Annotated in this window: 25 protein-coding genes and 1 pseudogene; 10 read left to right on the plus strand and 16 right to left on the minus strand. The window is 51.8% G+C overall.

Annotated elements, in window-relative coordinates; genetic code table 11:
• Window positions 1-3: 3 nt before the first annotated feature.
• From D888_RS22495 to trfA, 13 genes are all read right to left on the minus strand, one after another.
• The gene (locus tag D888_RS22495; RefSeq protein ID WP_020678147.1) at window positions 4-1,221 is read right to left on the minus strand and encodes a TraB/VirB10 family protein; all 1,218 of its coding nucleotides are present in this window, start codon (window positions 1,219-1,221) and stop codon (window positions 4-6) included.
• Window positions 1,218-2,093, minus strand: coding sequence for a type-F conjugative transfer system secretin TraK (locus D888_RS22500; RefSeq protein WP_020678148.1), 876 nt, complete (start codon window positions 2,091-2,093; stop codon window positions 1,218-1,220). The genes D888_RS22495 and D888_RS22500 overlap by 4 nt, the downstream gene beginning before the upstream one ends.
• On the minus strand, window positions 2,090-2,650 hold the full coding sequence (locus D888_RS0118950; protein ID WP_020678149.1) for a type IV conjugative transfer system protein TraE: 561 nt from the start codon (window positions 2,648-2,650) through the stop codon (window positions 2,090-2,092). The genes D888_RS22500 and D888_RS0118950 overlap by 4 nt, the downstream gene beginning before the upstream one ends.
• Window positions 2,651-2,661: 11 nt before the next feature.
• Window positions 2,662-2,943: a type IV conjugative transfer system protein TraL gene (locus D888_RS0118955; protein ID WP_020678150.1), complete on the minus strand. Its 282-nt coding sequence runs from the start codon at window positions 2,941-2,943 to the stop codon at window positions 2,662-2,664.
• A 46-nt stretch (window positions 2,944-2,989) separates the two neighbouring features.
• Window positions 2,990-3,286 carry a hypothetical protein gene (locus D888_RS0118960; protein WP_020678151.1) on the minus strand — a complete coding sequence of 99 codons (297 nt, stop codon included), beginning with the start codon at window positions 3,284-3,286 and terminating at the stop codon, window positions 2,990-2,992.
• Window positions 3,283-4,014 carry a DsbC family protein gene (locus D888_RS0118965; RefSeq protein WP_020678152.1) on the minus strand — a complete coding sequence of 244 codons (732 nt, stop codon included), beginning with the start codon at window positions 4,012-4,014 and terminating at the stop codon, window positions 3,283-3,285. Before D888_RS0118965 ends, D888_RS0118960 begins: the two co-directional genes overlap by 4 nt.
• Complete coding sequence (locus tag D888_RS23470; RefSeq protein WP_083928919.1) at window positions 4,014-4,589, minus strand: OmpA family protein; 576 nt, start codon at window positions 4,587-4,589, stop codon at window positions 4,014-4,016. The genes D888_RS0118965 and D888_RS23470 overlap by 1 nt, the downstream gene beginning before the upstream one ends.
• Before the next feature lie 90 nt (window positions 4,590-4,679).
• Window positions 4,680-4,940: a hypothetical protein gene (locus D888_RS22510; protein WP_020678154.1), complete on the minus strand. Its 261-nt coding sequence runs from the start codon at window positions 4,938-4,940 to the stop codon at window positions 4,680-4,682.
• 9 nt (window positions 4,941-4,949) lie between these two features.
• Window positions 4,950-5,822, minus strand: a complete 873-nt coding sequence (locus D888_RS0118980) for a ParM/StbA family protein (RefSeq protein ID WP_020678155.1) — start codon at window positions 5,820-5,822, stop codon at window positions 4,950-4,952.
• A 183-nt stretch (window positions 5,823-6,005) separates the two neighbouring features.
• The gene (locus D888_RS0118985; RefSeq protein ID WP_020678156.1) at window positions 6,006-6,416 is read right to left on the minus strand and encodes a hypothetical protein; all 411 of its coding nucleotides are present in this window, start codon (window positions 6,414-6,416) and stop codon (window positions 6,006-6,008) included.
• 24 nt (window positions 6,417-6,440) lie between these two features.
• Window positions 6,441-6,893: a helix-turn-helix domain-containing protein gene (locus D888_RS0118990; RefSeq protein ID WP_020678157.1), complete on the minus strand. Its 453-nt coding sequence runs from the start codon at window positions 6,891-6,893 to the stop codon at window positions 6,441-6,443.
• Between the two features lie 20 nt (window positions 6,894-6,913).
• Window positions 6,914-8,206, minus strand: a complete 1,293-nt coding sequence (locus D888_RS0118995; protein WP_020678158.1) for a hypothetical protein — start codon at window positions 8,204-8,206, stop codon at window positions 6,914-6,916.
• A gap of 280 nt (window positions 8,207-8,486) precedes the next feature.
• Window positions 8,487-9,356, minus strand: a complete 870-nt coding sequence (gene trfA / locus D888_RS0119000) for a plasmid replication initiator TrfA (RefSeq protein ID WP_156827061.1) — start codon at window positions 9,354-9,356, stop codon at window positions 8,487-8,489.
• Window positions 9,357-9,699: 343 nt separating this feature from the next.
• On the opposite strand from trfA, the gene D888_RS22515 reads away from it, so the two are divergent.
• Complete coding sequence (locus D888_RS22515; protein WP_020678160.1) at window positions 9,700-10,344, plus strand: XRE family transcriptional regulator; 645 nt, start codon at window positions 9,700-9,702, stop codon at window positions 10,342-10,344.
• Window positions 10,345-10,399: 55 nt separating this feature from the next.
• On the plus strand, window positions 10,400-11,893 hold the full coding sequence (locus tag D888_RS0119015; protein WP_020678161.1) for a recombinase family protein: 1,494 nt from the start codon (window positions 10,400-10,402) through the stop codon (window positions 11,891-11,893).
• Here the strand turns inward: D888_RS0119015 and D888_RS22520 are convergent.
• Together D888_RS22520 and trxB are read right to left on the minus strand one after the other, a co-directional pair.
• Window positions 11,856-12,920, minus strand: a pseudogene (locus tag D888_RS22520) (YifB family Mg chelatase-like AAA ATPase); the annotation flags it as partial. The gene D888_RS0119015 and the pseudogene D888_RS22520 overlap by 38 nt on opposite strands.
• A 118-nt stretch (window positions 12,921-13,038) precedes the next feature.
• Complete coding sequence (trxB, locus tag D888_RS0119025; RefSeq protein WP_020678163.1) at window positions 13,039-13,974, minus strand: thioredoxin-disulfide reductase; 936 nt, start codon at window positions 13,972-13,974, stop codon at window positions 13,039-13,041.
• Window positions 13,975-14,122: 148 nt separating this feature from the next.
• Between trxB and D888_RS0119030 the strand changes: the two genes are divergently transcribed.
• A complete protein-coding gene (locus D888_RS0119030; RefSeq protein ID WP_020678164.1) occupies window positions 14,123-14,482 on the plus strand; it encodes a hypothetical protein in 360 nt (119 codons plus the stop codon).
• Between the two features lie 3 nt (window positions 14,483-14,485).
• On the opposite strand, the gene D888_RS0119035 is transcribed toward D888_RS0119030, so the two are convergent.
• Window positions 14,486-15,274, minus strand: coding sequence for a carbon-nitrogen family hydrolase (locus D888_RS0119035; RefSeq protein WP_020678165.1), 789 nt, complete (start codon window positions 15,272-15,274; stop codon window positions 14,486-14,488).
• A 234-nt stretch (window positions 15,275-15,508) separates the two neighbouring features.
• Between D888_RS0119035 and nhaD (D888_RS0119040) the strand changes: the two genes are divergently transcribed.
• The 7 genes from nhaD (D888_RS0119040) (at window position 15,509) to dnaJ (ending at window position 24,779) form a co-directional block, all read left to right on the plus strand.
• Window positions 15,509-16,951 (plus strand): sodium:proton antiporter NhaD, encoded by a 1,443-nt coding sequence (nhaD, locus tag D888_RS0119040; protein WP_020678166.1) that lies wholly within the window; start codon window positions 15,509-15,511, stop codon window positions 16,949-16,951.
• 274 nt (window positions 16,952-17,225) lie between these two features.
• The gene (nhaD, locus tag D888_RS0119050; RefSeq protein ID WP_020678168.1) at window positions 17,226-18,515 is read left to right on the plus strand and encodes a sodium:proton antiporter NhaD; all 1,290 of its coding nucleotides are present in this window, start codon (window positions 17,226-17,228) and stop codon (window positions 18,513-18,515) included.
• 79 nt (window positions 18,516-18,594) lie between these two features.
• Entirely contained in the window at window positions 18,595-19,722 is a 1,128-nt protein-coding gene (hemW, locus tag D888_RS22525) for a radical SAM family heme chaperone HemW (RefSeq protein WP_020678169.1), read from the plus strand.
• Window positions 19,723-19,852: 130 nt separating this feature from the next.
• Entirely contained in the window at window positions 19,853-20,893 is a 1,041-nt protein-coding gene (gene hrcA, locus D888_RS0119060; protein ID WP_020678170.1) for a heat-inducible transcriptional repressor HrcA, read from the plus strand.
• Between the two features lie 15 nt (window positions 20,894-20,908).
• On the plus strand, window positions 20,909-21,601 hold the full coding sequence (grpE, locus tag D888_RS22530) for a nucleotide exchange factor GrpE (RefSeq protein ID WP_020678171.1): 693 nt from the start codon (window positions 20,909-20,911) through the stop codon (window positions 21,599-21,601).
• 72 nt (window positions 21,602-21,673) lie between these two features.
• Window positions 21,674-23,563, plus strand: coding sequence for a molecular chaperone DnaK (dnaK, locus tag D888_RS0119070; RefSeq protein WP_020678172.1), 1,890 nt, complete (start codon window positions 21,674-21,676; stop codon window positions 23,561-23,563).
• Window positions 23,564-23,660: 97 nt separating this feature from the next.
• A complete protein-coding gene (dnaJ, locus tag D888_RS0119075; protein ID WP_020678173.1) occupies window positions 23,661-24,779 on the plus strand; it encodes a molecular chaperone DnaJ in 1,119 nt (372 codons plus the stop codon).
• Window positions 24,780-24,788: the final 9 nt, after the last annotated feature.

Raw genomic sequence — 24,788 nt, forward strand, 5'->3', positions numbered from 1 at the left:
CAATCAATCCTCCTCGTTCGGATCGCGCAGCGTCAGCACGGTCCCTTCCTCAATAACAAGAGTGACACTCTTGGTTGCGCCGATTTCAATCACCGGTACTGCCTGCTTTGCCAGATCGAGATAGAACTTCTGGATCTCCGTGAACCCAGTCGCCAGTCCTGCTCCCATGCCATATTTGGCGGCATCGGCGGGATCAACCGTTATTGTTGAGCCCAAGGGACTGGTCGAAAGAACCTGGTTCTGGGAGGAGATGTAATCGCCCATGCCGCCGAAAAAGCCAGCGACCATCGACCGGGCGATAGCCGAGCCCATGCGGGAAACCACCCGGCCCTGCAGCCCGATCTTGCCGTCCTGATCAACCAGGAACCCCTTGATCTTCTGGTCGATAACCGCTTTGCCTTCTCTGGTTACGCAGGACAGGGAAACCGCCTGCATGTTGGCTCTTTCAGTTGCGAGGTCCCCGTACCCGGAAGCGATCACAAAGCAACCCTTCAGGTCGGCCTTCACATCGTTCGGTAGCACAGCCAGATTCCTGATTCTCAGCAAGGCCGGAACCGGATTTCCTTTGCCGGTCTCAGCGGTCGGAGCGTCCAGGCCGGAAAGCAGCGTTGCCGCCATAAAAGAAGGCGGGAGGTAGATCTTCCTGTGGTCTTTTTTTTTATCTTCGGCCTGTTCGATGACCGGTACGGACACGATGCCAATCTCTCCGATCATCACCACTTCTTCGGGAGGCGGGGGCGGCCCTGGCGAACCTGCTGGAATCTGGGCCATCGCACCGGTACTGGGATAGATAGATCCCGGCGGCGGTGGTGGAAACGCAGGGAGAACGGGTTGCTCCGGTTGATGTTCTGAAGGGGAAGCTCCAGATTCAGCCATCCCATTGACTCCGGGTTGGTCGTCTGTTTTCGACAGGGAGACTTCCCGGCGATTCTCCTCTCCTTCCCGCTTGACCAGGTCATCGAGGCGCTTTTTCAGTTCATCCATCTGCTGATCCCGCTTTTTCAGCTCCCGTTGACTCTTTTTGTAGAGGGATTTTTGCAGCGTCGTCGCATCATCCAGCAATGAGACCGGCTTGGCCTTTTTAACCATTGGTGGAGCCGGTTTCGAGCGGACCTGATAGGCAAACATGGCGAACAGAAGAACCCCGACGACACAGAGGGCTTTGACCGCTTTTTTCTTCTTGTCCGGGTCCAGGTTCTTCCAGGTATCCTTGAGACTCATGCCCCCTCCTCATCTTCAAACAAATCGTCCTGATCCTCTTTTATCTGCTTCTCCGGCGGTAATATTCCGTCCGGCTGAACGCCTTGAGGAATAAGAGGATTGACCTGTTCATCTGGATTACGACGCTCAACGATAAAGACACGGGACTTATCTCCCGGTGTGAGCAATGGTTCCTCGATGGCGACCGCCAGAGGGTTCCGGGTCAGCGCTGGCCTCAAGAAGTCCTTCTCGGACAAACGCCACTGCCCCTCTCCGTCCTTCAGGGAGACGACATACTCCCGAACACCCAACCCTTCACCCTCAACGAGGATGTCCCGTTTGGCTGTCAGCCAGACCTGATTAAAGAGATCCTTCTGCTTATAGATCTTCCGAACCGTGTAACTCTCCGGCAGATCGCCCGTGTAGGCCTGTTTAACCAGCTTGAGAATTTTCTTTTCCAGCGGCTGGCCAGCAAAGAGAGACAAATTTTTCTCGATTTTCTTTTTTATCCCGCTCGACAACCGGACTGTCTGTGCCGGGATCTGCCTCGGCATCCCGATCATCGAGTAAACATCCCCAGCACAGACGACGTAGAATTCCGAAGGGGTCTTGGAATAAAGGATTTCCTGTCCTCGTTTAAGCGCCTGAAATTTCACGAAGGCGTTTTCCCCAGCGACCTTGACCTTGATTCCCTTGTCCTGGGAGAACATCACATCCTTAATCGGCCCAGGGCAGACAAAGCGGTTCACATCCGTACTGGACAGGTTGACCTTGGTCGTATATTCGGGAAAAACCACCACCAGGGGATCCTCCACCGTGCTCTCGGCAGCCAATACCGGAACCGTCAGTCCCAGTACCAGGATCACCGACAAAATCAGCATATTTCCTCTCATCGCAAGGGCCTCCCGCTGATGCTGGTCATGTAAAACCGGCCAGATCTGACTGAATACTTGATGGTGTAGATTTTCTGTTGCTCCTCTGTCTTCTGATCCTGAACGAAGGTCTTTTCGATCCCGGTGACCTCAATGATGTCTTCGCTCGGCTTCAACTGCATTTTGGTCGTGTAGAAAACCTTGGAAACAGACGACAGTTCAACCGTATCCACGGTCTCAAACAGTTTGGTCTGATACTCCGCAAACTGCTCCGGATCGATAATTGTCAGAGCTTCCTCAAACTGCTTGCGAACTGTACCGGGGCTATAGACCAGCAGCAGATTGACCAGGTAACGAGCCATCTGACGGGCGTAGCTCTCGTCAATCGTTCCGGCGGTCAAAGACGCCTTGTCTTTCAGTCCTGGCGGGACCAGGATCACCGCCTGCCGGTTCAAGGCGAGCTGCAACATGAAGGAGTTGAACAGCGTCAGCCCCCCGATCAGAACCACAATCACCATCAGCAGCCGGTTGACGGCGAAGAGATTGCTGGTTCTCTGGACGAACAGATCAAACTTCACAAAACACTCCTTTACTCGATAAATTCATCCTCGAAATACTGCGGATAGCCTTCCATCCGGGTCCATCCGAGCATGTACAAGCTGTGGCGCAGGAATCCGCGTGGATGGTTACGTTTCAGCCTTGAATAAACAGTGGGGAAAACGATCAACATTAACCACCAGAACCAGCCACCGAAAATCATCGCCATCAGGTACGCCAGAACCATCACGGTCATATCATCCGGCTCGAACCAGAGCAGTTGATACGGCTGGGTCAGATATTGCGGCATCCGCCTCGAAGAAGGATTTTTCATCAGCACACCAGAAGGATTAACGGGGAGCGGGGGACTCCCCGGATTGTTAGATCAACATCCCGAAGCCGGTGACAATCGTGTCAGCAGCGAGAATGACACCACCAGAAACGATGGTAATCAGAGCAGGAATGTACTTGCCAGCGGGAAGCATGGACGCTCCCCAGACCACAATGCACAGCCCTGTCACAAAACCGATGGCCCCCTGTAGGCCCTTGAGGACAACGTAGTCATAGAAGATGTAGCCAAAGCTGTTGGGGTCGGTCGGCGCAGTAACGGCGAACGCACTGCCAGCGACCATCAGGAATGCCAGGACCATCATCAGAATCAAAACCTTTTTGCTCATTTACTTTCTCCCTTCTGGTTGAGATAAGAGGAAATCGTTTTGGCATCACCTTGCGTCCGCTGGCCGTCGATCCAGAGTGTCGGTGTCCCCCGCACTCCGACAGAACCTCCGGCCCGAAGATTTTCATCAATCAGGGTGTCTGCTTCACAGTTTCCAACTTGGGGTATTGGCTGGTTGTCCAGCCCTCCTTGGTAAACCTCCCGCATGGCTGCTTCCTGATCCTGACTGCACAGGATGTATCGTGCTTTCGCCCGTGCTGACTTGTGGATAGATTCCAGGGGGAAGAAAAAAATATGTCGTGTGAGATCGGTACGTTTTGCCAGCATCTGGTCGAGCTGACGACAGAAGGGGCAGTCGGGATCGGTGAATTCGATTACCTGATGAGCCCCGTTGCCAATGGTCAGAGCCTTGTCAAAGGGTAGTTTGGCAACGTTGGACCGGACAATCTCGTCACGAGCCTGAGCAGTTATGTTCTTGCCGTCCTGACTCCAGATTTCCCCGAATACCAGGTAGCCCTCTGGGGAGAAGTAGAATATCTGTGGTCCAGCACCGACCTGATACAGACTGGGAATTGGTGACGGTTTGAATGTATCGATACCCGTCTTTGGCAAGGTTTTGGAGAACTGTTGCAACGCTTTGTTCAGCGCCGCATCCGTCACCTCCTCGGCGGCAAACACCGGCGCAGCAAATCCCGCCAGAATTATCAAACTCAAGACAACACGCTTCATTACTCAACCTCCATGACAACGGCCCGACGATTGCGGGCCAGATCTGTTTCAGATACCGGGCAGCACTCTCCCCGTCCTTCTTGAACAACGACCGTTACTCCATGCTTTTCCAGCTCCTCCGCAACGACTGCAGCCCGGCGGCCAGACAGCTTCCGGTTGTAGACTTCGCCACCCAGACGACAGGTGTAGCCCTCAACTCGAACCTTCAGTCCGGTCGGTACGCTGCCCAGAAGGGATAGATCTTTCATATCCAGATCCGCCCGGTCGAAATCGAACAGGATCTCCCAGCGTCGGGAACCTGCCGCTGGCGTTTCTGGAGACTGAACTGCGGTCTTGATCGTTTGGTTTTCAGTGGGGGATTGATCCTGTTCGCCGAAACGGAGAGTCAGCTGGGACACAAGCCGGGCATTCAGGTGATTTTCAGGACAGCCGTCCTGGATCAGAAAACCCTTCGTCACCGGACTGGAGACCGTAGATGAACTGAAATCGTCGATGTACGCATCGCGGCACATGGTCGATGCCAATACCGGCGAAGCGCAACAAAGCACCATACAGAGACAAGCAGACAGACGCATAGGATATGACCTCCCCAAAAAAAAGCACTTGTCGTGTAGATGGGGGAGGGGGGTAGGTATTTGATAAAAAAGAAGGGATTTTCAGATTTATTATCCGAAAATATCGTCCAGATTTGAGGTCGTCCTTCCATCTTCTGAACTGCGCTTACTTCCGCTTTTGAGCGCTTCCTGTGCCTCAGGGGAAGTTGAGCCCGTGAGGGCCAGCAACAAATGCTGACCCTCCTCGGTTCCCAGAAAATGACGTAATGCTTCGACAACAAACATCGACTGTTTGCGGGATTTACTCAGGCGATCCAAGGCGGACGAGATTTTTTCATCGTAGAGGGTCATTCGGATCAATCGCTGGGCCACGGCTTCCTCCTAACCCTCTGCCAGAGCAAAACCAAGCGCATTGGCATACTCCGGCTCCTGCAGAATCTCGATAGAGACTTTCTTCGCCTGGATGATGTCCCGGATCAAGATCGCTCCACCGCCGAAAATCAATACGGTCTCAAAGGACGCCTTGAGACCGAGATGGGCCTGAAGTTCACCGCTGATGTCGCACAATACATCGTCGATATAGGCTTTGGCGGCCGTTTCGATCTCACCCGTGATGTCGTGACGCTCAAACCCATACTGGACATATCCCCGCTCGATCAAATAACTGATTTCAACGGGAGAAAAGGTCCGGGATGGAGCCAGATCACGGATAGTTGGCAACAACAATTGAGTCGCCATCTGATGAACACCTCGTTTATAGAAGGTATCTCCATAGATAATCGCGTGAGACGTACCATCAACCAGGGTGAAAATAACCGTATTGAATCCAATATCGACGGCAAGGATATTTCCGGTTTGAGCCTGATTCTGGTTCAAGAAAAGACGGACGCCACCAAGCCCCTGAGGGAGAACGCGGACATCAGTCCAGCCGGACGCATTGAGAACCCTGGTCAACGTTTTCACTACGCCAGCATCTTTATCCTTTTCTGCAACCCAAGCTCCGTAGGGTAGTCCGACGACCAGAGAGGTTTCAGACGGGACATTGGCAATCGCAGCCACCTCCGTTACGAACGCCGGGTAATGGTGCACCAAGTCTTCGAGGGTCTTCAGATAACTTGAACCAGAGGTCAGTAGCGCATCTTCCCCAACGACTAGACCTTCATGGCTCCGACGGTAAGCCGAGACGATCCGCCCTTTCTTTTTACCATAGACCCATTTCAATGAAGAAAATCCCAGATCACAGACAAACACCATGATGTAGCTCCTTTCATTACCTTTGTTGGCAACATTGCTTTATATGTCTACTAGGACGGCAACTACCAGATAGACAGTGTTGTTATGTTGTAGCCAAATCAGGCTACGTTGCCCTTTTTGTTGACAATGCTTTTTCTATATATTGGGGGATGGGGGTAGGTGGGATCTTCGCAAAAGCAATCGTCAGGGCTTTTGCGTTGGATTTGAACGACGATTGCGGCGGATGTCGTATGCAGTTGCCCTGATTTTGACGACCTGCTTTTTTGTCAGACGAACCTTCAGGTGGTATTGAACTCTCTGAATCACATCTTCAGCGGAAATGCGTTCTCCCTCTTCCGCATTGAGGTAGCAGGACAGGGCGTATCTCTCTGCACGTGACAAACCGCCCTCTTCGATGATTTTCTGTTTGTAGCTTTTTGGCAATGGAGCCAAAAACCTTCGGAGATACCAGATCCGTCCACGCACGAAGGCAATAATGGCAAGCCCCTTTAAGTCATGGTCAGAAACGGGGTCATCAATCATGCCGTCTTTATGCAACCTCTCGACTATGGAGTTTGGGATATCGACAAGCTCGGCAGCTTCTTTTAGATTCATCGGATACAAGATCTCCTAACGGACTCAACAGGCGATTTGAGGCTGCTCTGAATGACGTTCAGAACGGCCCTGCTCTTTCTTGCCATACGAATCCAGCAAATCAAGAAGCTCCCGTACAATCTCTTCGATCTGTCGTTTCCCGGCATTCGAGATAGCGGCACGTTCATAGGCAAGGGTGAGTAGTTTTCCCATTTTGGGGCCAATCTGAAAAGTGGCCTGTCTAGTCGCTTCGTCTGCAACCATTTCCAGGACACTTCTCTTGTACTGGACGCCAGTATCGCTGGTTTCGCGAACCCCAAGAAGCCAGTTGGGTTCCACTCCTTCAAGCTCACAGAGCCTAGTCAGAAAGGCAGCATCCGGTTTTCTTCTTTCCGCTTCGTAGTTCATCAATGTATTGGGACAAATCCCATAACCTTCTACAAAGCTGGCAATCGTCCTGTCTCCGCGAATTGAACGGATTTTCTTGCCAAGCGTCATCAAATCCTCCAGGTAAAAAGCTAGGCAGCCAGATAAAATTGAGCCTGCTCAACAAAAGGCCCGCTTGATATTGTGTCTGTAAAGATATCTTTTGTTTTATTTCGGACAACTTTTCCTATATTTCTTATTCTTTTCGCAATCTTCGCCGGTGGAGAGCGATCATGCGTAATAGGTGGGTCATCACCTTTTTTGTCTGAATAAGCTGTTATAGGTCCATTTCGGTTGTTATTGTGACTCGAAGCGAAACCAGGGGATATTTTTCGATTAAAAATGCTGATAACGTCCTCAACCGGCCCTTGTCTGCGCTCTCGTAGATGACAGATAACAATGCTTCTTACGGTGGATGAATTGTTGCTGGCAACAAAGCTTGTCATGTCTGCCAGGCAGAAATCGTAACGCGAACTTGCCAAGTTCATGGGTTGTATACCCATGAACTTTTCCTGTGTTGGAACTGATCCAAAGCTACAAAGCCCCCTGTCTGATATTGGGAAAGAAGGCACACCGATAAAAGACCCCGGAAAATGCTCGCTCGCGATGACCTTGTGGCTGTGGGGAGTCTGGTGTGTTTTCGTACCCACCGAGCGATGCGAGTCAGGCCTCCTTGCGTTGCGCGAGGCTAGATGGCGTTTTGGTTGTTTCTTCTCCGAATTCCCGGCAGAAGGAACATCAAGCTTTACGACCTTGTTCTCCTCTGTTTTTTGGGTCTCAAGCATTTCTTCGAACTGTTTAATGATTTCGGTTTCAACAAATTCAGCATCCAACTCTCCACTTGCAACCAGTAAGGAAATTCGCTGGCAGGCCCGGTTCAGCGCCTGCCGAACATTTGCCGGAGTGCATCCCAGGTGCCTTGCGGCCTCCTTTATTTTCATAGTCCCGCCATGAATACCCAGCAACGCTTCAAGTACTTGTACTTCTTTAGGTGCCAGATAATCGCGAACAAAAGGATAAACCTGATCAATGTCGATATTGAACAGGGGCTCTGAATAGCAGATGCTGTCGGCTTGATTAAATCGCTCTTCCGAAAAATCAGACCAATCACAGGTCGTTCGTGGAGGTGAGGAGGACCCGGTTCTACATTTTGAGTCCGGATTCGGCGTTACCGCAGAAATCTTGCATTTGAACAGAGTCCAGAAGCAGGCAGGAAAAAATACTTGGCGCTCCATCGACACGGTGGCGGCCTCAAGTGCAGCCTCGTAAGCATCCTGTAGAAAGTCCTCCTGATCATAAGGCGCATACGGGAGATATTTCCTCGAATGCCCGGCTATCTGCTTAGCATTCTGGTCCACCCATGCAATAGCTGCTTCAGCAGTCATTTTCTTTAAGCCCCTCTCTATATATGGTTAAATAATGGTTAAAATATCTTTTGCTATTTCCAGAAACTGTTTTTCTAAATGGCCGAAAACATTGGGCAATTATTGAATAAAAGTTGTCAACAGCCAGAAAAGTGTGAGTCAATGACCGATAGTTGTGTGAGTCATCGACCGATAACGCGTGCGTCAAAGACCGATACCCTGTGAGTCATTAACCGATACCCCGTGCGTCAAAGACCGATACCTTTCGAATCCCAAAATGTGAGTCATAGACCGATACCCGTTAACTCCTGCGAATGACTGCCACCAGATCCGATTCGATGCCCCAGGTTTCCAGAAAACCAACTTCCTTCAGTGCCTTCAGCGCCTTCTTGAGCTCTCTTCTGAAAAAGCGCAGCTCGCTATTGCTGGCACAGAGCTTTTGCAGGGTTTCAACCTTGACCGGGTAGGGCTCTCTGTGGCTTGACCAGTAACTGTGAAGCTTCGTAGCAATCCCGTCGGACAACGCCTTACGCTGTTCCAAGTCAATCAGCGTGAATGCGCTGTCGGCAAATAGCAGACTCATAACTTTTGAAAGCCGAACTTCCCATTGAGCCAAGGGCGTGTGTTTTTCCGGGTCCCACATCGCGATGTAGTCGATAAGGCTTGTGACAACGGTTTGATGAAGGCGGTTTGACGTGATCTGGACAGCCGTGGCCTTCATGCGCAGGAGACAATCTCTGATGCGTTGATAACCACGGCTATTGACCTGCCAGCCGATTGATTTCAGAAAGGAGTAGGGCGTAAAGAAGATCGAGTCCCCGAGCGGTTGTCCCTTGGCAAGTTGCAGCAGCCGCATCCAAACTAATTCATCGTCCTGACGCAACTCTTCTCCCAAGTAGAGGAGGCTCCCACCGCCAGTGACCATAATCTCAGCCTGCTTGAGGTAAACCCTGCGCTTGTTGCGGTTACGAGCCGTAAACAGCGCTGATCGAACGATTTCGTTTGGTGATGCCCCTTTGGCAGCGGTCCATTCCGGCAAGCGTTTGGGAGCAGCCTCTATCTCATCTCTGAACCGTTCCAGTACAGCCATCAATTCAGGAGCCAGACCAGAGGAGTTTTTTTGCGAGGCAGGCTCCAAGATTTTGTGGCTACCTCCTGTTTGCCCGCTCATCCCTTGGCCTCGATTTTCTCCTCACAAACTCCCTGTCCATGTCGGACAAGGGCCTCCGCAAACATCCTCATGATCCGAGTGTGCTTTGCACAGGAAAGCTCCGGTGGTATTTTTCGAAATTCAAAAGAAACTTTCGAAGCACAAAATTTTGTGGTATTTGTTGTGTTTCCGCTCATTTTTTGTGAATTACTCTTTTTCTGGTTGTGTACCCAGTCCATGAAAGACACGGAAAATGCGGCAGGAATATGAAATTGTTTATAACCACTCGTTTTTGTTTTAAAACACACGGCAGAGTGTGTCAAGACATAATTTTATCTGCGGACACACATTTGTGGAGGAGCCCATGGGAGAAGTAGGTGATCGGATCAGGGAACTTCGCGGGGAGATGCAACAGGCGGAGCTGGCTGACAAGCTGAGTATTCACAAAAACACCATGGCTAATTACGAACGGGGGGATCGCTTTCCCGACGTAAAGATTCTTTTGAAAATATTAGATGTCTTTCCGGACACCAATCCGGCATGGCTATTAACAGGAGAGGGCTCCAAAAATAGATCGGAGCCCGTTCAGGAGGGGTTTGTGATGTTCCCGCGTTATGAAATTGAGGTCGGTGCCGGCCCAGGAAGGAATGTTCAAAGTGAACAAGTTGTAGATTTTGTTTCTTTCAAAGAGGAATGGGTCAAGAACTTTTTACACGTTCCAAGAAAAGATCTGGCCTTGCTGTCAGTGAAGGGAGACAGCATGAATCCAACCTTGAATGATGGCGACATGATTCTTGTAGATCTGAGATCCGACAGAATTGATGACAGTGCCATCTATGTGCTTGAGTTTGACGATGCACTCCTCGTCAAAAGGATTCAGAGAAAACTGGACGGTTCTATCGTCATCAAGAGCGACAACCAGCTCTATGAACCAGAGGTTCTGCAAAAGGACCGTGCTGAGACACTTAAAATAATAGGCCGCGTCGTTTGGAGCGGTCGGCGAATGTAGTTCTTTGAACTCTTGGAATGAAAAAAGCTGGCAACACATGTGAGAGAAGGAAGCGATGCAAGTAGGGATTTGGATAAGAGTTTCCACTGATGATCAGGCTCGTGGCGAATCTCCTAAAAACCACGAAGCCCGGGCACGGATGTATGCGGAGCTGAAAGGGTGGACGGTTGTCGAGATGTATGACCTGTCCGGGGTTTCGGGCAAGTCCGTTTCGGAACACCCTGAGGCACAGAGGATGTTTGCCGACCTTGTCTCTGGGAAAATCCAAGGTCTGATATTCTCGAAACTAGCCCGCCTTGCTCGCAACACCAGAGAGTTACTTGATTTTTCGGATTTTTTCGAGAAACACAATGCAAACCTCATCAGTTTGGAGGAAAGTCTCGACACATCGACCCCCGCCGGCCGCCTTCTCTATACAGTGATCGGCGCACTGGCACAGTGGGAGCGTGAAGAGATCTCTGCTCGTGTTGCCGCATCGATACCAATTCGTGCTCGACAAGGTAAATCGACCGGAGGTATTGGGCCTTTCGGGTATATGTGGAAGGACAAGAAACTCGTTCCAAACCCAGCAGAAGTTCCAATCGTAAAGCGGGCCTTTGATCTATATCTGGAGCTTGGCAGACTGAAAGCTGTTTGCGCACAACTCAAAGAAGAGGGATATTGCGCTCGAAAAAGCGACTTCAAACCCCAGACCCTCAAAAGAGTCCTTACTGACACGACATACAAGGGCTTACGCCGAGCCAACTACAGCAAAAGCAAAGGGAACAAAAAGTCCTGGGTCCTCAAGCCTGAAGAAGATTGGATATTTATCGAAGTAGAACCTCTGATAGATAAAGACCTATGGGAGACTGTCAACGCTCTCGTTGCTCAAAGAGCCCAGCCATTCTCTAAGATCATCCACAAGAAGAGCCAATATCTGTTTGGAGGCAATCTGGTTTGTTCATGCGGTACCAAAATGTATGTTCAATCGTACTCGGGCATGAAAATTCCACGTTACAGGTGCCGGTCATGCCACTTCAAACTGAATGAAGATGTTTTGGAAGATCATTTCCTGAAAATTCTTAAAACCATAATTGTTCGTCCAGAGGAATTGAAGACTAACAAGGATGCCGATGGAGAAAAAAGAGAAAAGGAAGGGCGGCTGGATCTATTAAGAAGAGAACTCAGAAAGATCGACCTCAAGATTGACACCCTTGTGGATCTTGTTGGAGATCAAACAATAGACCGATCTACCTTCACGGAAAGATTCCTTCCGCTTAAGGAACGTAAGGGAAACATCCAGGAAGAGCTCCCTCGCATTCAGGCCGAAATCGACTATCTTGAGACCAGTTCAATCTCCAGAGATTACCTGATTGAGCAGGCAACCACTTTCGCATCAATGTGGCCAGTGCTGAATTATACAGAAAAAACCAAGTTAATAGATGAGCTGGTCGAGAAGATTGAAATCCAGAACGACACCCTCCATTTCACCCTGACTTATACCCCCCCATTTAGGACACTTGGTAAAGGGGTCCACAACTCCAGGGATTCATTGCCGCAACCAACATAAAATTAGCGGGATAGGTCAAACTAAGGGCGGCACGGCTGATCGAAACCTGTCCATCTTCGAGGGGTTGACGCAGCATCTCCAGGACATTTTTTTTGAACTCGGGAAATTCATCCAAAAACAGAATACCCCGGTGGGCCAGGGAGACTTCACCTGGTCGCGGGTAGCTGCCGCCACCAATCAAGCCTGCATCAGAGATGCTGTGATGAGGAGATCGAAACGGCCGCCTGCGTACCAGGGCATCATGATTCAACAACAAACCGGCGACGGAGTGGATCTTGGTAGTTTCGAGTGCTTCGGCGAAAGAAAAATCTGGCAATATCGTCGGCAGCCGTCGAGCCAGCATGGTTTTGCCGCTACCGGGCGGACCTGACATCAGGATATTATGCGAACCTGCCGCAGCGACTTCGAGAGCGCGTTTAACCTGTTCTTGACCGCGCACCTCGGAGAAATCATCCTGTCCGCCACTGAACTGATCTTCAGCAGGGTCTGCTTCACAACGATAGGGTGCGATCTCAATCTCACCGTTAATCAGCGCGACAACCTGACCCAGATCGCTGACCGCATAGATATCGGGACCGTTGGCCACAGCACCCTCGGCGGCATTCTCCAGCGGGAGTATCAGCCCCTTTTTCTGCCATTTCAGTGCTGATATCGCCACGGGGAGCACGCCGTGCACCGGCTTGATACGGCCATCAAGAGAGAGTTCCCCCATCAATACGAAATTTTCGAGCGCCTTGGCGTCGACCAGCCCGGTGGCGCAAAGAATACCAATGGCAATCGGCAGGTCGAAGGCGGCGCCTTCTTTACGAATATCAGCGGGGGCAAGGTTTATGGTGATGCGGCGGGTGGGAAAATCGTAGCCGGAATTTTTGATAGCTGATTTGACGCGATCCTTGCTCTCTTTAACCGCGCCTTCGGGGAGACCAACCGTCGAGAACTGAGGCAAGCCCTGAGCGATGTCAACTTCGACCTCTACCGGGTAAGCTTCGATCCCGATCAGGGCACCGGATGTAACTTTTGCCAACATGGAATCCCCCTCCATTTTAGAAGCAGTGAGGCGTGAAGAGGGAAGAGTAAGGCGGAGAGCTAAATCTCTTGTGCTGAGACTTACTCCTTTCTCCTCACCTTTTACTCCCCACTGTCCTTCAGCTGTGTTTCAGTTCTTCGAGATACTTTTCGGCCTGAGTCGCGGCCACAGCGCCATCACCGACGGCGGTTGAAACCTGCTTGAGCACGCTGGTCCGGCAATCACCGGCGACGAAAATTCCCGGCACCGATGTGCGGGTATTTTCACTCGCCTTGATATAACCGCTCTTGTCCAGTTCAACCAGATCTTTTAAAAACCCGGAAATCGGCGTGACACCGACCGCGACGAACATACCGACGGCGTTGAGTTGGCGTTGTTCGCCGCTCTTGACATTTTTAACCGTGATTCCGGTCAGGCCTGTATTATCAGAATCAAGCCCTGAAACAACCGAATCCCAAACCATTTCGATTTTTTCACTCTCAAAGACACGATTTTGCAGAATTTTCGTGGTTCGCATCTTGTCACGACGGTGAACCATGTAGACCTTACTGGCAAAACGCGTCAGAAAGACAGCTTCTTCAGCCGCCGTATCACCAGCTCCGATCACGGCAATCGGCACGTTACGAAAAAAAGCACCGTCGCAGGTCGCACAGTAGGAGACCCCGCGCCCAACCAGCGCCTCTTCCCCTTCAATACCCAGCTTGCGCGGGTTGGCGCCGGTAGCGATAATCACCGCCTTGCATAGATATTCCTTGCCATCGATGATCAGGCGTTTCTGCTTGCCAAGATCTTCGATTTTTTCAACTTCACCGGTTCTGGTCTCGAGACCGAATTCGACACAGTGCGTCTGAAAGCGCATCATCAGTTCCGGACCATCTATACCACCGGGATAACCGGGCCAGTTTTCGACCAGGGTCGCGGTCATCATTTGCCCGCCCATAATCATCTTTTCGACCAGCAAGGTTTTCAACTCAGACCGTGAAGCATAGAGGCCAGCTGTCATACCGGCCGGACCACCCCCAATAATAATGATGTCATATTCCTGTGCGCTCATCTAAATCTCAACTCCTGGATAAAGGGATCAAGCCGCAGATTTATTACCACAGCAGCGGGCAAAAAGAAACCCGCCATCACGAATCTGGCCTTGAGTTCGAGCGCACGGTCCGGGTAGTATGTGGAGCACTTTTCAAAGGAAGAATCTTATGTTCAAACTCACTCGCTGGTTTCTCTGGGGGCTCTTCTCCCTGCTGCTCCTGACGATTCTGGATCAGGTCCTGCTGCGCGTAAATTTACCGGTCCCCGGCTATACAGAAGTCCATGAATTTTACATCGATTTTCGTAGCCGGCTGATCGAACTGGTCGACAAGGACCCTGTGGCACGCGTGATCTCGACAAACAAATCAGAGAAGTCGGAGCAGGTAAAAAAGACGATTTCAACGAACACCAAACAAAAAACTCAGCGCTACCTCTATGTTGATGCCGAAGGCGCCCTGCAGTTTGCTGACAGTCTTGAGCAGGTTCCACTGCAATATCGTCGGGATGCTCAACCCATGTCTGAATAGGGTTCAGGGCGTTCCATAAACATCGGACCGACGATCGCCAAGAATATTAATTTGGTGCCGATATTGCGCCATCTCATCAAAGTCAAAGTCGGCGACCAGTTCAGCCTCCTCCTCACCCGCAAAGGCCAAAACCCTCCCCAGTGGTGAAATCAGCTGACTACGCCCGAAGAAATCGAGGGGGCCCTGCACACCACAACAGTTAGCCGCCACAACAAATAGTTGATTTTCGATCGCACGCGCCCTGATCAAGGTGTCCCAGTGTTCCTGACGCGGCTTGGGCCATTCTGCCGGAAGACAGATAATTTCAGCGCCAGCCAGGGACAATTTGCGAAAAAGTTCGGGAAAGCGCAGATCATAGCAGATGGCTATTCCCAACCGTGCGATCGAGGTCTCAACCACCAGCATCTCATCCCCCGCGGCCAGATACTTATCCTCGTTCATGGTCGAAAACAGATGCAGCTTGCGGTATCTCCCTATGACTTCGCCGCAATCGATCACATAAGCAGTATTGTAAATTTTTTCGCCGGCAATTTCAGGTAGACTGCCGACTGAAACCAGGCCGGTATCACGACAGGTCTGCTGCCAATGTTCGAGGACCTGTGGCGTTTGTTCCGCCAAAGCTGTCATATGCCGAAAATCATAGGCACAACTCCACATCTCAGGCAGAACCGCGAGTTGCGCACCCTGTTGGGCAGCTCGCCGCAGCCCCTCAGCCGCTTTTGCCAGATTAATTTGGATGGCACCAGGTTTAATGTTGAACTGAACCGCCGCAGCGCGAATTTGTCTTGGCATCAGCTGATCTCCGCAAGGCTTTGTAACTCTGTTTTAGTTTTCAAACTGACAGCTTAAAGATACTTTCTCACGAGTATACGATGCTCTTACACCAGCGACAACCTCTTAGATTTTCGGTTTCACTTGACCCTCTCTGATGCCGATGATAGAAACTAGAAACCGCATATCGGGCAAAGATCGCGGTATATTTATTTCGACCAATGCGGTCGCTTTTAATGAAAAAAGGGAGAGAACATGAAAAAGCTGGGGCTGCTTCTGCTGCCGATGTTATCGCTAGCTTCCGTTGCTTTCGGCAGTGAAGGGGCCAAGATCAACACCGAACTGATCCATACAGGGATGGGTTATCTGGCCCTGTTTATTTTTGTCGGCGCCTATGCTCTGGTCATTCTCGAAGAGAACCTCCACCTGCGTAAAAGTAAACCGGTCATGGTTGCCGCCGGAATCATCTGGATTCTGGTTGCGCTGACCTATGCCTCCATAGGAGATCACCACTCCCCGGAAGAGGCGATTCGTGGCAACCTGACAGAATACGCCGAACTCTTCCTCTTTCTATTATCCGCGATGACCTACATCAACGCCCTGACCGAACGCAATGTCTTTCAGGCGCTGCGCTCCTGGCTGGTGCTCAAAGGCTTCACCCTGCGCACCGTTTTCTGGATCACCGGCCTGCTCGCCTTTCTGATCTCACCCATTGCCGACAACCTGACCACCGCCCTTTTGATGGGTGCCGTGGTTATGGCGGTCGCCAAAGATAATAAAAAGTTTGTCGTGGTTGCCTGCATCAATGTGGTCGTCGGCGCCAATGCGGGGGGCGCCTTCTCCCCCTTTGGTGACATTACCACCCTGATGGTCTGGCAGAAAGGGCAGGTTCAATTTCTCGAATTCTTCGATATTTTTCTCCCTTCCCTGGTCAACTGGCTGATCCCGGCGCTCATCATGAGTTTCACCATCGCCAAGGAACGTCCAGAAGCCCACGGCGAACCAGTCCAGATGAAGGTCGGCGCACGCCGCATTATGGCTCTCTTCCTGCTGACCATCATAACCGCGGTCTCGTTTCACCAGTTTCTCAACCTGCCGCCAGCTGTCGGCATGATGCTCGGTCTCGGATATCTGTCCTTCTTCGCTTACTATCTGAAGAAAAAGGAGCTGCGCGAATTTCACAACAGTTCTGCCCTTGATATGACGGGAGGCGACCTTCACGAAGGGGGACACCCCCCTATCGGCTTCGACCTGTTCCAAAAGATCGCCAAGGCTGAGTGGGACACACTGCTCTTCTTCTACGGGGTTATCCTCTGTGTTGGAGGTCTCTCGCAATTCGGCTATTTAGCAATCACCTCTGACTTTCTTTACAACGGCCTTGGGGCCACCTGGGCCAACGTAACGGTCGGCTTGCTCTCGGCGATTGTCGATAATATACCGGTGATGTTCGCCGTTTTGACCATGAACCCCCACATGTCCCACGGTCAGTGGCTGCTGGTAACCCTGACCGCCGGGGTTGGCGGCAGTTTGCTTTCCATCGGCAGCGCCGCAGGGGTTGGTCTGATGGGGACCGCCCGTGGCGTCTACACCTTCGGTCAGCACATGAAATGGACCTGGGCAATAGCTCTCGGTTATGCTGCCGCAATTCTGATGCATCTCTGGTTTAATGCGGAGCTGATGACGATTTTCAACCACTAAAGACAGAACTATAGATAGGCACTCAGGGCAAAATCCATCCACATCAGGGCCGTCCATTGCGTCGGTCCTGATGTCTTTCTGGAGAGAATCTTTACGGCCTTCAAACACCCATGCTTAAAAACAATCTTCTTGACGGTCAACCCACGTTTCCTTTTTTATTGGCGGGCCCTCATAAGTCCTTTATAGTCGTCGCACCCCTCCTAAAAGCGCCGACAGGAACCCAATAACAAGGAGTAGTTATCTGCTCCCTTCGCCATAATACGCAGGAGTAATCATGCTCACCTTACTGGTTGTTATCTTCGTACTTGCGTATACCGCAATCGCCCTTGAACACCCCCTCAAGGTCAACAAATCTGCGTCCGCGCTGATCGGCGCTGGCCTTCTCTGGACGGTCTATGCCCTGGCGACCGGCGACCATCAACTGGTTTCACAACAACTGAATGAGTCCCTCTCTAACACAGCTCAAATCATCTTCTTCCTGATGGGGGCCATGACCATTGTCGAACTGGTCGATGCCCACCAGGGTTTTGTGGTCATCACCTCCCGAATCACCACGACCCGACTAACGACTCTGCTCTGGCTGATCGGGTTTGTAACCTTTTTTCTCAGTGCGATGCTCGACAACCTGACGACCACCATCGTGATGATCTCACTGATTAAAAAGCTGCTCGACAAACATGAAGATCGCCTGTTTTTTGCCGGGATCATCGTCATTGCCGCCAACGCTGGTGGTGCCTGGTCCCCCATCGGCGACGTCACGACAACAATGCTCTGGATCGGCGGTCAGATCACCACCCTGGCGATTATGAAAGGGGTTTTCCTGGCCTCTCTGGCGAACCTGCTGATCCCCCTGGCGGTGACCAGCTATGTTCTGCGCGGCAAACTGGTGGAGGCGCCAACATTTGTTGAACGCCGGGGTGCTGGCGTCGTCACCACCACATTCGAACGCAACCTGATGTTCTGCTGCGGGATCGGCACCCTGGTTGCGGTACCGATCTTCAAGACCCTGACCCACCTGCCGCCTTTCATGGGTATCCTGTTCGGATTGGGTATCCTCTGGCTGGTTGGCGAACTGGTCCACCGCAACAAGAAAGACGAGGAGAAACAACATCTGACTCTGGTTCATGCCCTGGCCCACATCGACATGAGTTCGGTGGTCTTTTTCATCGGCATTCTGTTGGCGGTCGCGACGCTGGAACAAACCCACATCCTCACCAACGTGGCGGCATGGCTTGACAGGGTCGTGGGCAGTCAGGGCCTGATTGTTACGATCATCGGCATGATCAGCGCGATCGTCGACAACGTACCCCTGGTCGCTGCTTCCATGGGGATGTACGATATGAGTCAGTTCCACCCGGATAGTTTTCTCTGGGAATTCATGGCCTATTGTGCCGGAACCGGGGGCTCGATTTTGATTATAGGTTCGGCCGCCGGAGTGGCGGCCATGGGGCTGGAAAAGATTCACTTCTTCTGGTACGTCAAAAGAATCAGCGGGCTGGCTTTGCTCGGCTATTTTTCCGGAGCGCTGGTTTATGTTATTCAATACAGCCTGTTGCGAGGGTAACAAGATGTTGCGTGCGCTTTCGAAAGCCTTGATAGCTAAGGGACAGAATCCTCCCTACCAACGAAAACTGCTGCTCTAGATGGCCGGACTCTACCTGCACGTCCCCTTCTGTCAGCAAAAATGTCATTACTGTGATTTCTTCTCGGCCCCCCCCCTGGGGGACCAACTGACCTCCTGGCATCAACTGTTAGAACGCAACCTGCACCTGATTGCCCAGGAGTATAGGCCTCTCCTTGAAACAGTTTTTTTCGGTGGCGGGACCCCTTCCCTGCTGACTCCGTCCCAGATAGCAACCATTCTGAGCAGTTGCCAAAAACTTTTTCCGGTCAGTAGTGGCGCCGAAATCTCACTTGAAGCCAACCCCGGAACACTGACGGTGACAAATCTGAAAGGTTATCTTTCCGCAGGCATAAACCGGCTCTCAATCGGCGTCCAGAGTTTCGATGATGAGACGTTAGACCTTCTAGGTCGCAGGCACAATGCAGCAGAAGCCCGGCAGATCTTCATCCAAGCCCGTTCCCTTGGCTTTACCAATATCTCCCTCGACCTGATCTTCGCCCTGCCGGGACAAAGTCTCGCGGCCCTTGATCGGGAACTGGAGCAACTGCTTGAACTGTCTCCTGAGCACGTTGGGATCTACGGTTTGTCGATCGAACCCGGGACTCACCTGGCGAAATTGATCAATAAAGGTCAACTACGGGAGACCACGGATGAGGCCTATGCCGAAGCCTATCTGCATCTTCATCGGCGGCTAACAGCCGAAGGCTACGACCATTATGAAATTTCAAACTTTGCCCGCCCCGGCTACCGGTGTCGCCACAACCAGGGCTATTGGCAACGGAAACCTTGTCTTGCCGCCGGCGCCGGCGCACATGGCTTTAACCCCACCGGTTACGGACAGCGCAACGCCATCCCCAATGACCTGCTCCGTTATCAGCAGAAACTTGACGCGGGGGAGAACCCGGCCGAACTGCTGGAAGAATTCGATCAACAGCTGGCGATGGTAGAAACCCTCTATCTGGGCCTACGCACCAGCGATGGAGTGGATCGCACTGATTTTGCGCAAAAATTCGGTAGCTTCCCTGAGGTTGCTTTTCCTGCCGCCTTCCATAGCCTCGGATCCAAACTCCATCTCGAAAAGAACCGCTATTTTTTTAACCCTGAAGAGTGGCTGCTATACGATCACCTGATCAGCCATTTTCTTTAGTCCGAAATTCTCGGCTATCATCACTTGGATAACGGCTTGACAAAGTCTGGAGCGATTGATACCTTCTATTAGCACTCGCTTGCGTTGAGTGCTAATCTTGTTTTAGCCCTAATTTTGTGAGCAAAAGCGGATGGGTTCTCCTTTAAACGAGCGCAGTCAAAATATCCTCGAAGCGATTGTTGAGGACTATATTCAAACCGCAGAACCTGTCGGTAGCCGGGCGATCACCAGGCGCCACGCCTTTGACCTGTCGCCGGCAACGGTGCGCAACGTCATGTCAGATCTGGAAGAGATGGGTTTTCTCATCTCGCCGCACACCTCGGCTGGGCGCATTCCAACTGAAAAAGGCTATCAGTATTACGTCGAATCCTTGTTGCAGGTGCGTGATCTATCTCAGGAATGCCGCGACAACCTGGAAGATGGCTCGCGCTTTGCGGGCAAGAACATGGAAGACATCATGCAGGAGGTGGGTAATCTGCTCTCCGGCATATCAAGTTACACCGGACTGGTCATGGCTCCACGATTCAACTCCACCATCTTTCGCCAGATCGACTTTATCCGCCTGTCCAAGGGACGTCTGCTGGTCATTTTTGTCTCGGAATCCGGGCTGGTGCAAAACAAGGTCATTGAACCGGGATTTGATTTTACTCAACGTGAACTGGAATCGATCACCAACTATCTGAACCACAGACTCCCCGGCATGACCATCACCCAGGTCCGGGAGCGGATAGCAGTGGAACTTCGTGAAGAGAAAACACGCCTGAACAAATTGCAAAAACAAGCCTTCGAACTATCTGACAAGGCTCTCCAGGGAGATATCTCAGACCAGGTTTATGTCGCCGGGACGTCACGCATGCTTGAGCAACCCGACTTCAGTTCGCATGACTCGATGATGAAGATTATGCGCACCCTCGAAAGCAAGCAGCAATTAATTCACCTGCTCGACAGCAGTCAGTCGGTCGGTGGTGTTCAGATATTTATCGGTAGCCAGTCTACCCACGCCAAACTTGATGGCTGCAGTTTGATTACAGCCCCTTTTTCGGGGCATAAAGGTGCGATTGGCACTCTAGGCGTCATCGGACCGGTTCGCATGAATTATTCACAGGTTATCCCGATCGTCGATTTTACGGCCAATCTGGTCAGCCGGATTCTCGATCGCGAAACTCGCTAAAGGAGTTTTTAAACGGTGGCGAAAAAGAAGCAAGAACAGACATCCAAGGAACTAAGCGCTGAAGAATTAGCGGAAATTGAAGAATTAACCGCACACCTCGGACCGGAAATCGAAGTCGTGCCAGCGCAGTTGAATGAACCAGGCGAAACCGCGCCTGATAAAGAGTCAGAAGGGTTAGAGCTGGAGGGCGATAACCTTCAACTTGACCTTGATGCAGCGCGCGAAGAAGCACGCAATAACCAGGAACTCTATCTACGCGCCTTGGCCGAAATGGACAACCTGCGCAAACGTCAACTCCGCGAAAAGGAGGATATCTTCAAATTCGGCAACGAAAATATCCTGCGTGACCTGCTGCCGGTGATCGACAATCTTGAACGGGCCGTTGACCACGCGGCCAATCAAGAAGGGGGTGAGGCTCTGCTTGAAGGGGTTCAGATGACCCTCACCCAATTCAGCAGTGTCCTCAAAAAGTTTGGGGTTGAAACCCTTACGTCGGTCGGCCAGGCCTTTGATCCGGCCCACCATCAGGCGGTAGGACAGCTCGAAAGCCATGAATTCCCGAGCAATCATGTTGCTCAGGAGTTGCAGAAAGGCTATCTGCTCAATAGCCGCCTGCTCCGTCCGGCGATGGTCATGGTCGCCAAGACCGCCCAGACCAGCCTAAACAACGATGCGACCCCCGCGCCTGCCGAAGACGGCGGCGAATAAAACAGAGCATTTCATCCACAAGAACCCGGGTCCCAGAACCCGAAAGAACACTTATAAGGAGGAACGAAAATCATGAGTAAAGTTATTGGAATCGACCTCGGCACCACCAACTCGTGTGTGTCGGTTATGGAGGGTGGCGAACCAGTTGTTATCGCAAACTCTGAGGGAGCACGAACGACCCCTTCGATGGTTGCCATCGCCGAAAATGGTGAGCGCCTAGTTGGACAGCAAGCCAAGCGTCAAGCGGTCACCAACCCGGAGAACACCCTGTTTGCAATCAAGCGGCTGATCGGACGTAAATTCGACTCCGAGCAGGTCAAAAAAGATATCGTCATCAGCCCCTTCTCTATTATTCAGGCCGACAATGGTGACGCCTGGGTCGAGGCCCGCGGGAAACAGTACAGTCCGCAGGAGATATCAGCCATGGTTCTGCAGAAAATGAAGCAGACGGCTGAAGACTACCTGGGTGAAACAGTCACCGACGCCGTCATCACGGTGCCGGCCTACTTTAACGATTCGCAACGCCAGGCGACCAAAGACGCCGGCAAAATTGCGGGGCTTAATGTCCAACGCATCATCAACGAGCCGACCGCTGCCGCACTGGCCTATGGCCTCGATAAAAAAGAAGAGATGACCATCGCGGTCTTTGACCTGGGTGGCGGGACCTTCGATATTTCGATCCTCGAACTGGGTGATGGCGTTTTCGAAGTCAAATCCACTAACGGCGACACCTTTCTGGGGGGCGAAGACTTCGACCAGCGAATTATTGATTATATCGCCGACGAGTTCAAAAAAGATCAGGGGATCAACCTGCGTGGCGACAAAATGGCCCTGCAGCGCCTGAAAGAGAGCGCAGAAAAGGCCAAGATAGAACTCTCTTCATCAATGGAGACCGATGTCAATCTGCCCTTCATCACGGCCGACCAGACCGGACCGAAGCACCTGAACATCAAACTTTCCCGCGCCAAGCTCGAAAGTATCTGCTCTGATCTAATCGAAAACCTGGTAGCCCCCTGTCGGATGGCGATCAAAGATGCGGGAATTTCGGCCAGCGATATCAACGAAGTTTTATTGGTCGGCGGCATGTCCCGGATGCCGATTGTTCAGCAGAAGGTCAAGGAGATCTTCGGCAAGGATCCGAGTAAAGGGGTAAATCCAGATGAAGTTGTCGCCATTGGCGCCGCCATTCAGGGCGGGGTTTTAACTGGTGATGTCAAAGACGTTCTGCTGCTCGACGTGACTCCGCTTTCACTGGGGATTGAAACCTTAGGTGGCGTCATGACCAAGCTGATCGAAAAGAACACCACCGTTCCGTGCAAAAAGAGCCAGGTCTTCTCGACCGCAGCCGACAATCAACCCGCTGTTTCAGTGCATGTTCTGCAGGGCGAGCGTGAGATGTCGGTCGACAACAAGACGATCGGTAATTTTGAGCTGGTCGGTCTGCCGCCGGCACCCCGTGGGGTTCCGCAGATCGAGGTCACCTTCGATATCGACGCTAACGGTATTCTGCACGTCTCTGCCAAGGATCTTGGCACCGGCAAAGTACAGTCGATTCAGATCACCGCTTCAAGCGGCCTCTCAAAGGACGAGATCGAACGGATGGTCAAAGATGCCGAATCGCATGCTACGGACGATAAGAAAAAGCGTGAGTTAATCGAGGCGCGCAATCAGGCCGATGGCCTGATGTACACTACTGAAAAAGCGCTGAAGGAGCATGCCGAAAAGATTGACAGCCAGACTAAAACGTCCATTGAAACAGCTCTTGCAGATTTAAAAACTGCGGTTGCCGGTGACGATCCGGCCGAGATCCAGAAAAAAACCGAAGCGCTGGCCCAGGCTTCGCATAAATTGGCCGAAACCATGTATGCAGATGGCAAAACTGACACCGACACTCCTGCTTCGGCGGCTGATGACGGTGTTGTTGATGCAGAGTTTGAGGACGTTGCTGACGACAAGAAGTAAATTTGCAGCACCAAAGACTGAGTGCCTGGGGGAACAACCCAACTGAACCCGCAGCCCGGCAGGCTATACTGCCGGGCTGTACTAGGAAGATTAGATTTTGGCCAAACGTGACTATTACGAAATTCTCGAGGTCAACCGCAACGCCAGCGAGACCGAGATCAAAAAAGCCTATCGCCGCCTGGCGATTAAATATCACCCTGACAAGAACCAGGGTGACAAGGCAGCCGAGGAGAAGTTCAAAGAACTGACCGAGGCCTATGCCGTGCTATCCGATGCACAGAAACGCGTCACCTACGATCAGTTCGGTCATGCCGGGATGAACGGCGGCGGATTCTCGAGTGGCGGTTTTGATTTTGGCGGAGGGTCCCCCTTCGAAGACATCTTCGGCGACATTTTCGGAGACATCTTCGGTGGCGGTTCGCGCCGTGGAAGCACTCGCGGTCGTCGCGGCGATGATCTTCGCTATAATCTGACCATCTCATTCGAAGACGCCGCTTTCGGTGCAGAAAAGAATCTGCAGCTCCCCCGCAAGCAGGCCTGCGAAAGCTGTGGCGGATCCGGCGCACGCAAAGGAACCGAAGCCCGGGCTTGCAGTACCTGTCGCGGAGTTGGCCAGGTGCGGTTTCAACAGGGCTTTTTCACCATGACCAGGCCCTGTCCCGACTGCCATGGCGAAGGGACCATTATTGCTGATCCCTGCCCTGACTGCCATGGTTCCGGTCTTATTAAAAAGAAACGCAACCTCTCGCTTAAAATTCCGGCTGGGGTTGAAACTGATACGCGTCTTAAACTCAGCGGCGAAGGTGAAGCCGGAACACAAGGAGGCCCCGCCGGGGACCTCTACGTAGTCATCACCGTTGAAGAGCACTCAATCTTTGAACGTGAAGGGCAGGACGTCATCTGCGAAGTGCCTATTTCGTTTGTACAGGCGGCTCTCGGTTGCGAAATTGAGGTTCCCACCCTCGAAGGCAAGGTCGCCCTTAAAGTCCCCGCCGGCACCCAGAGTGGTAAAATTTTCAAATTAAGCGGCAAAGGAATTGTTTCGTTACAAGGCTATGGACGGGGCGATCAGATGGTTGTACTGCGCGTCGAGGTTCCAACCAAGCTCGATGCTCGCCAACGCGAACTTTTGAATGAATTTGCTGCGGTCAGTGGGGAAGATATCCACCCTATCGGCAAGGGTTTCTTCGACAAGGTGAAGGAACTGTTCGGCTGAAAAGCTGTC

This window comes from Geopsychrobacter electrodiphilus DSM 16401, assembly GCF_000384395.1.
GTDB lineage: Bacteria > Desulfobacterota > Desulfuromonadia > Desulfuromonadales > Geopsychrobacteraceae > Geopsychrobacter > Geopsychrobacter electrodiphilus.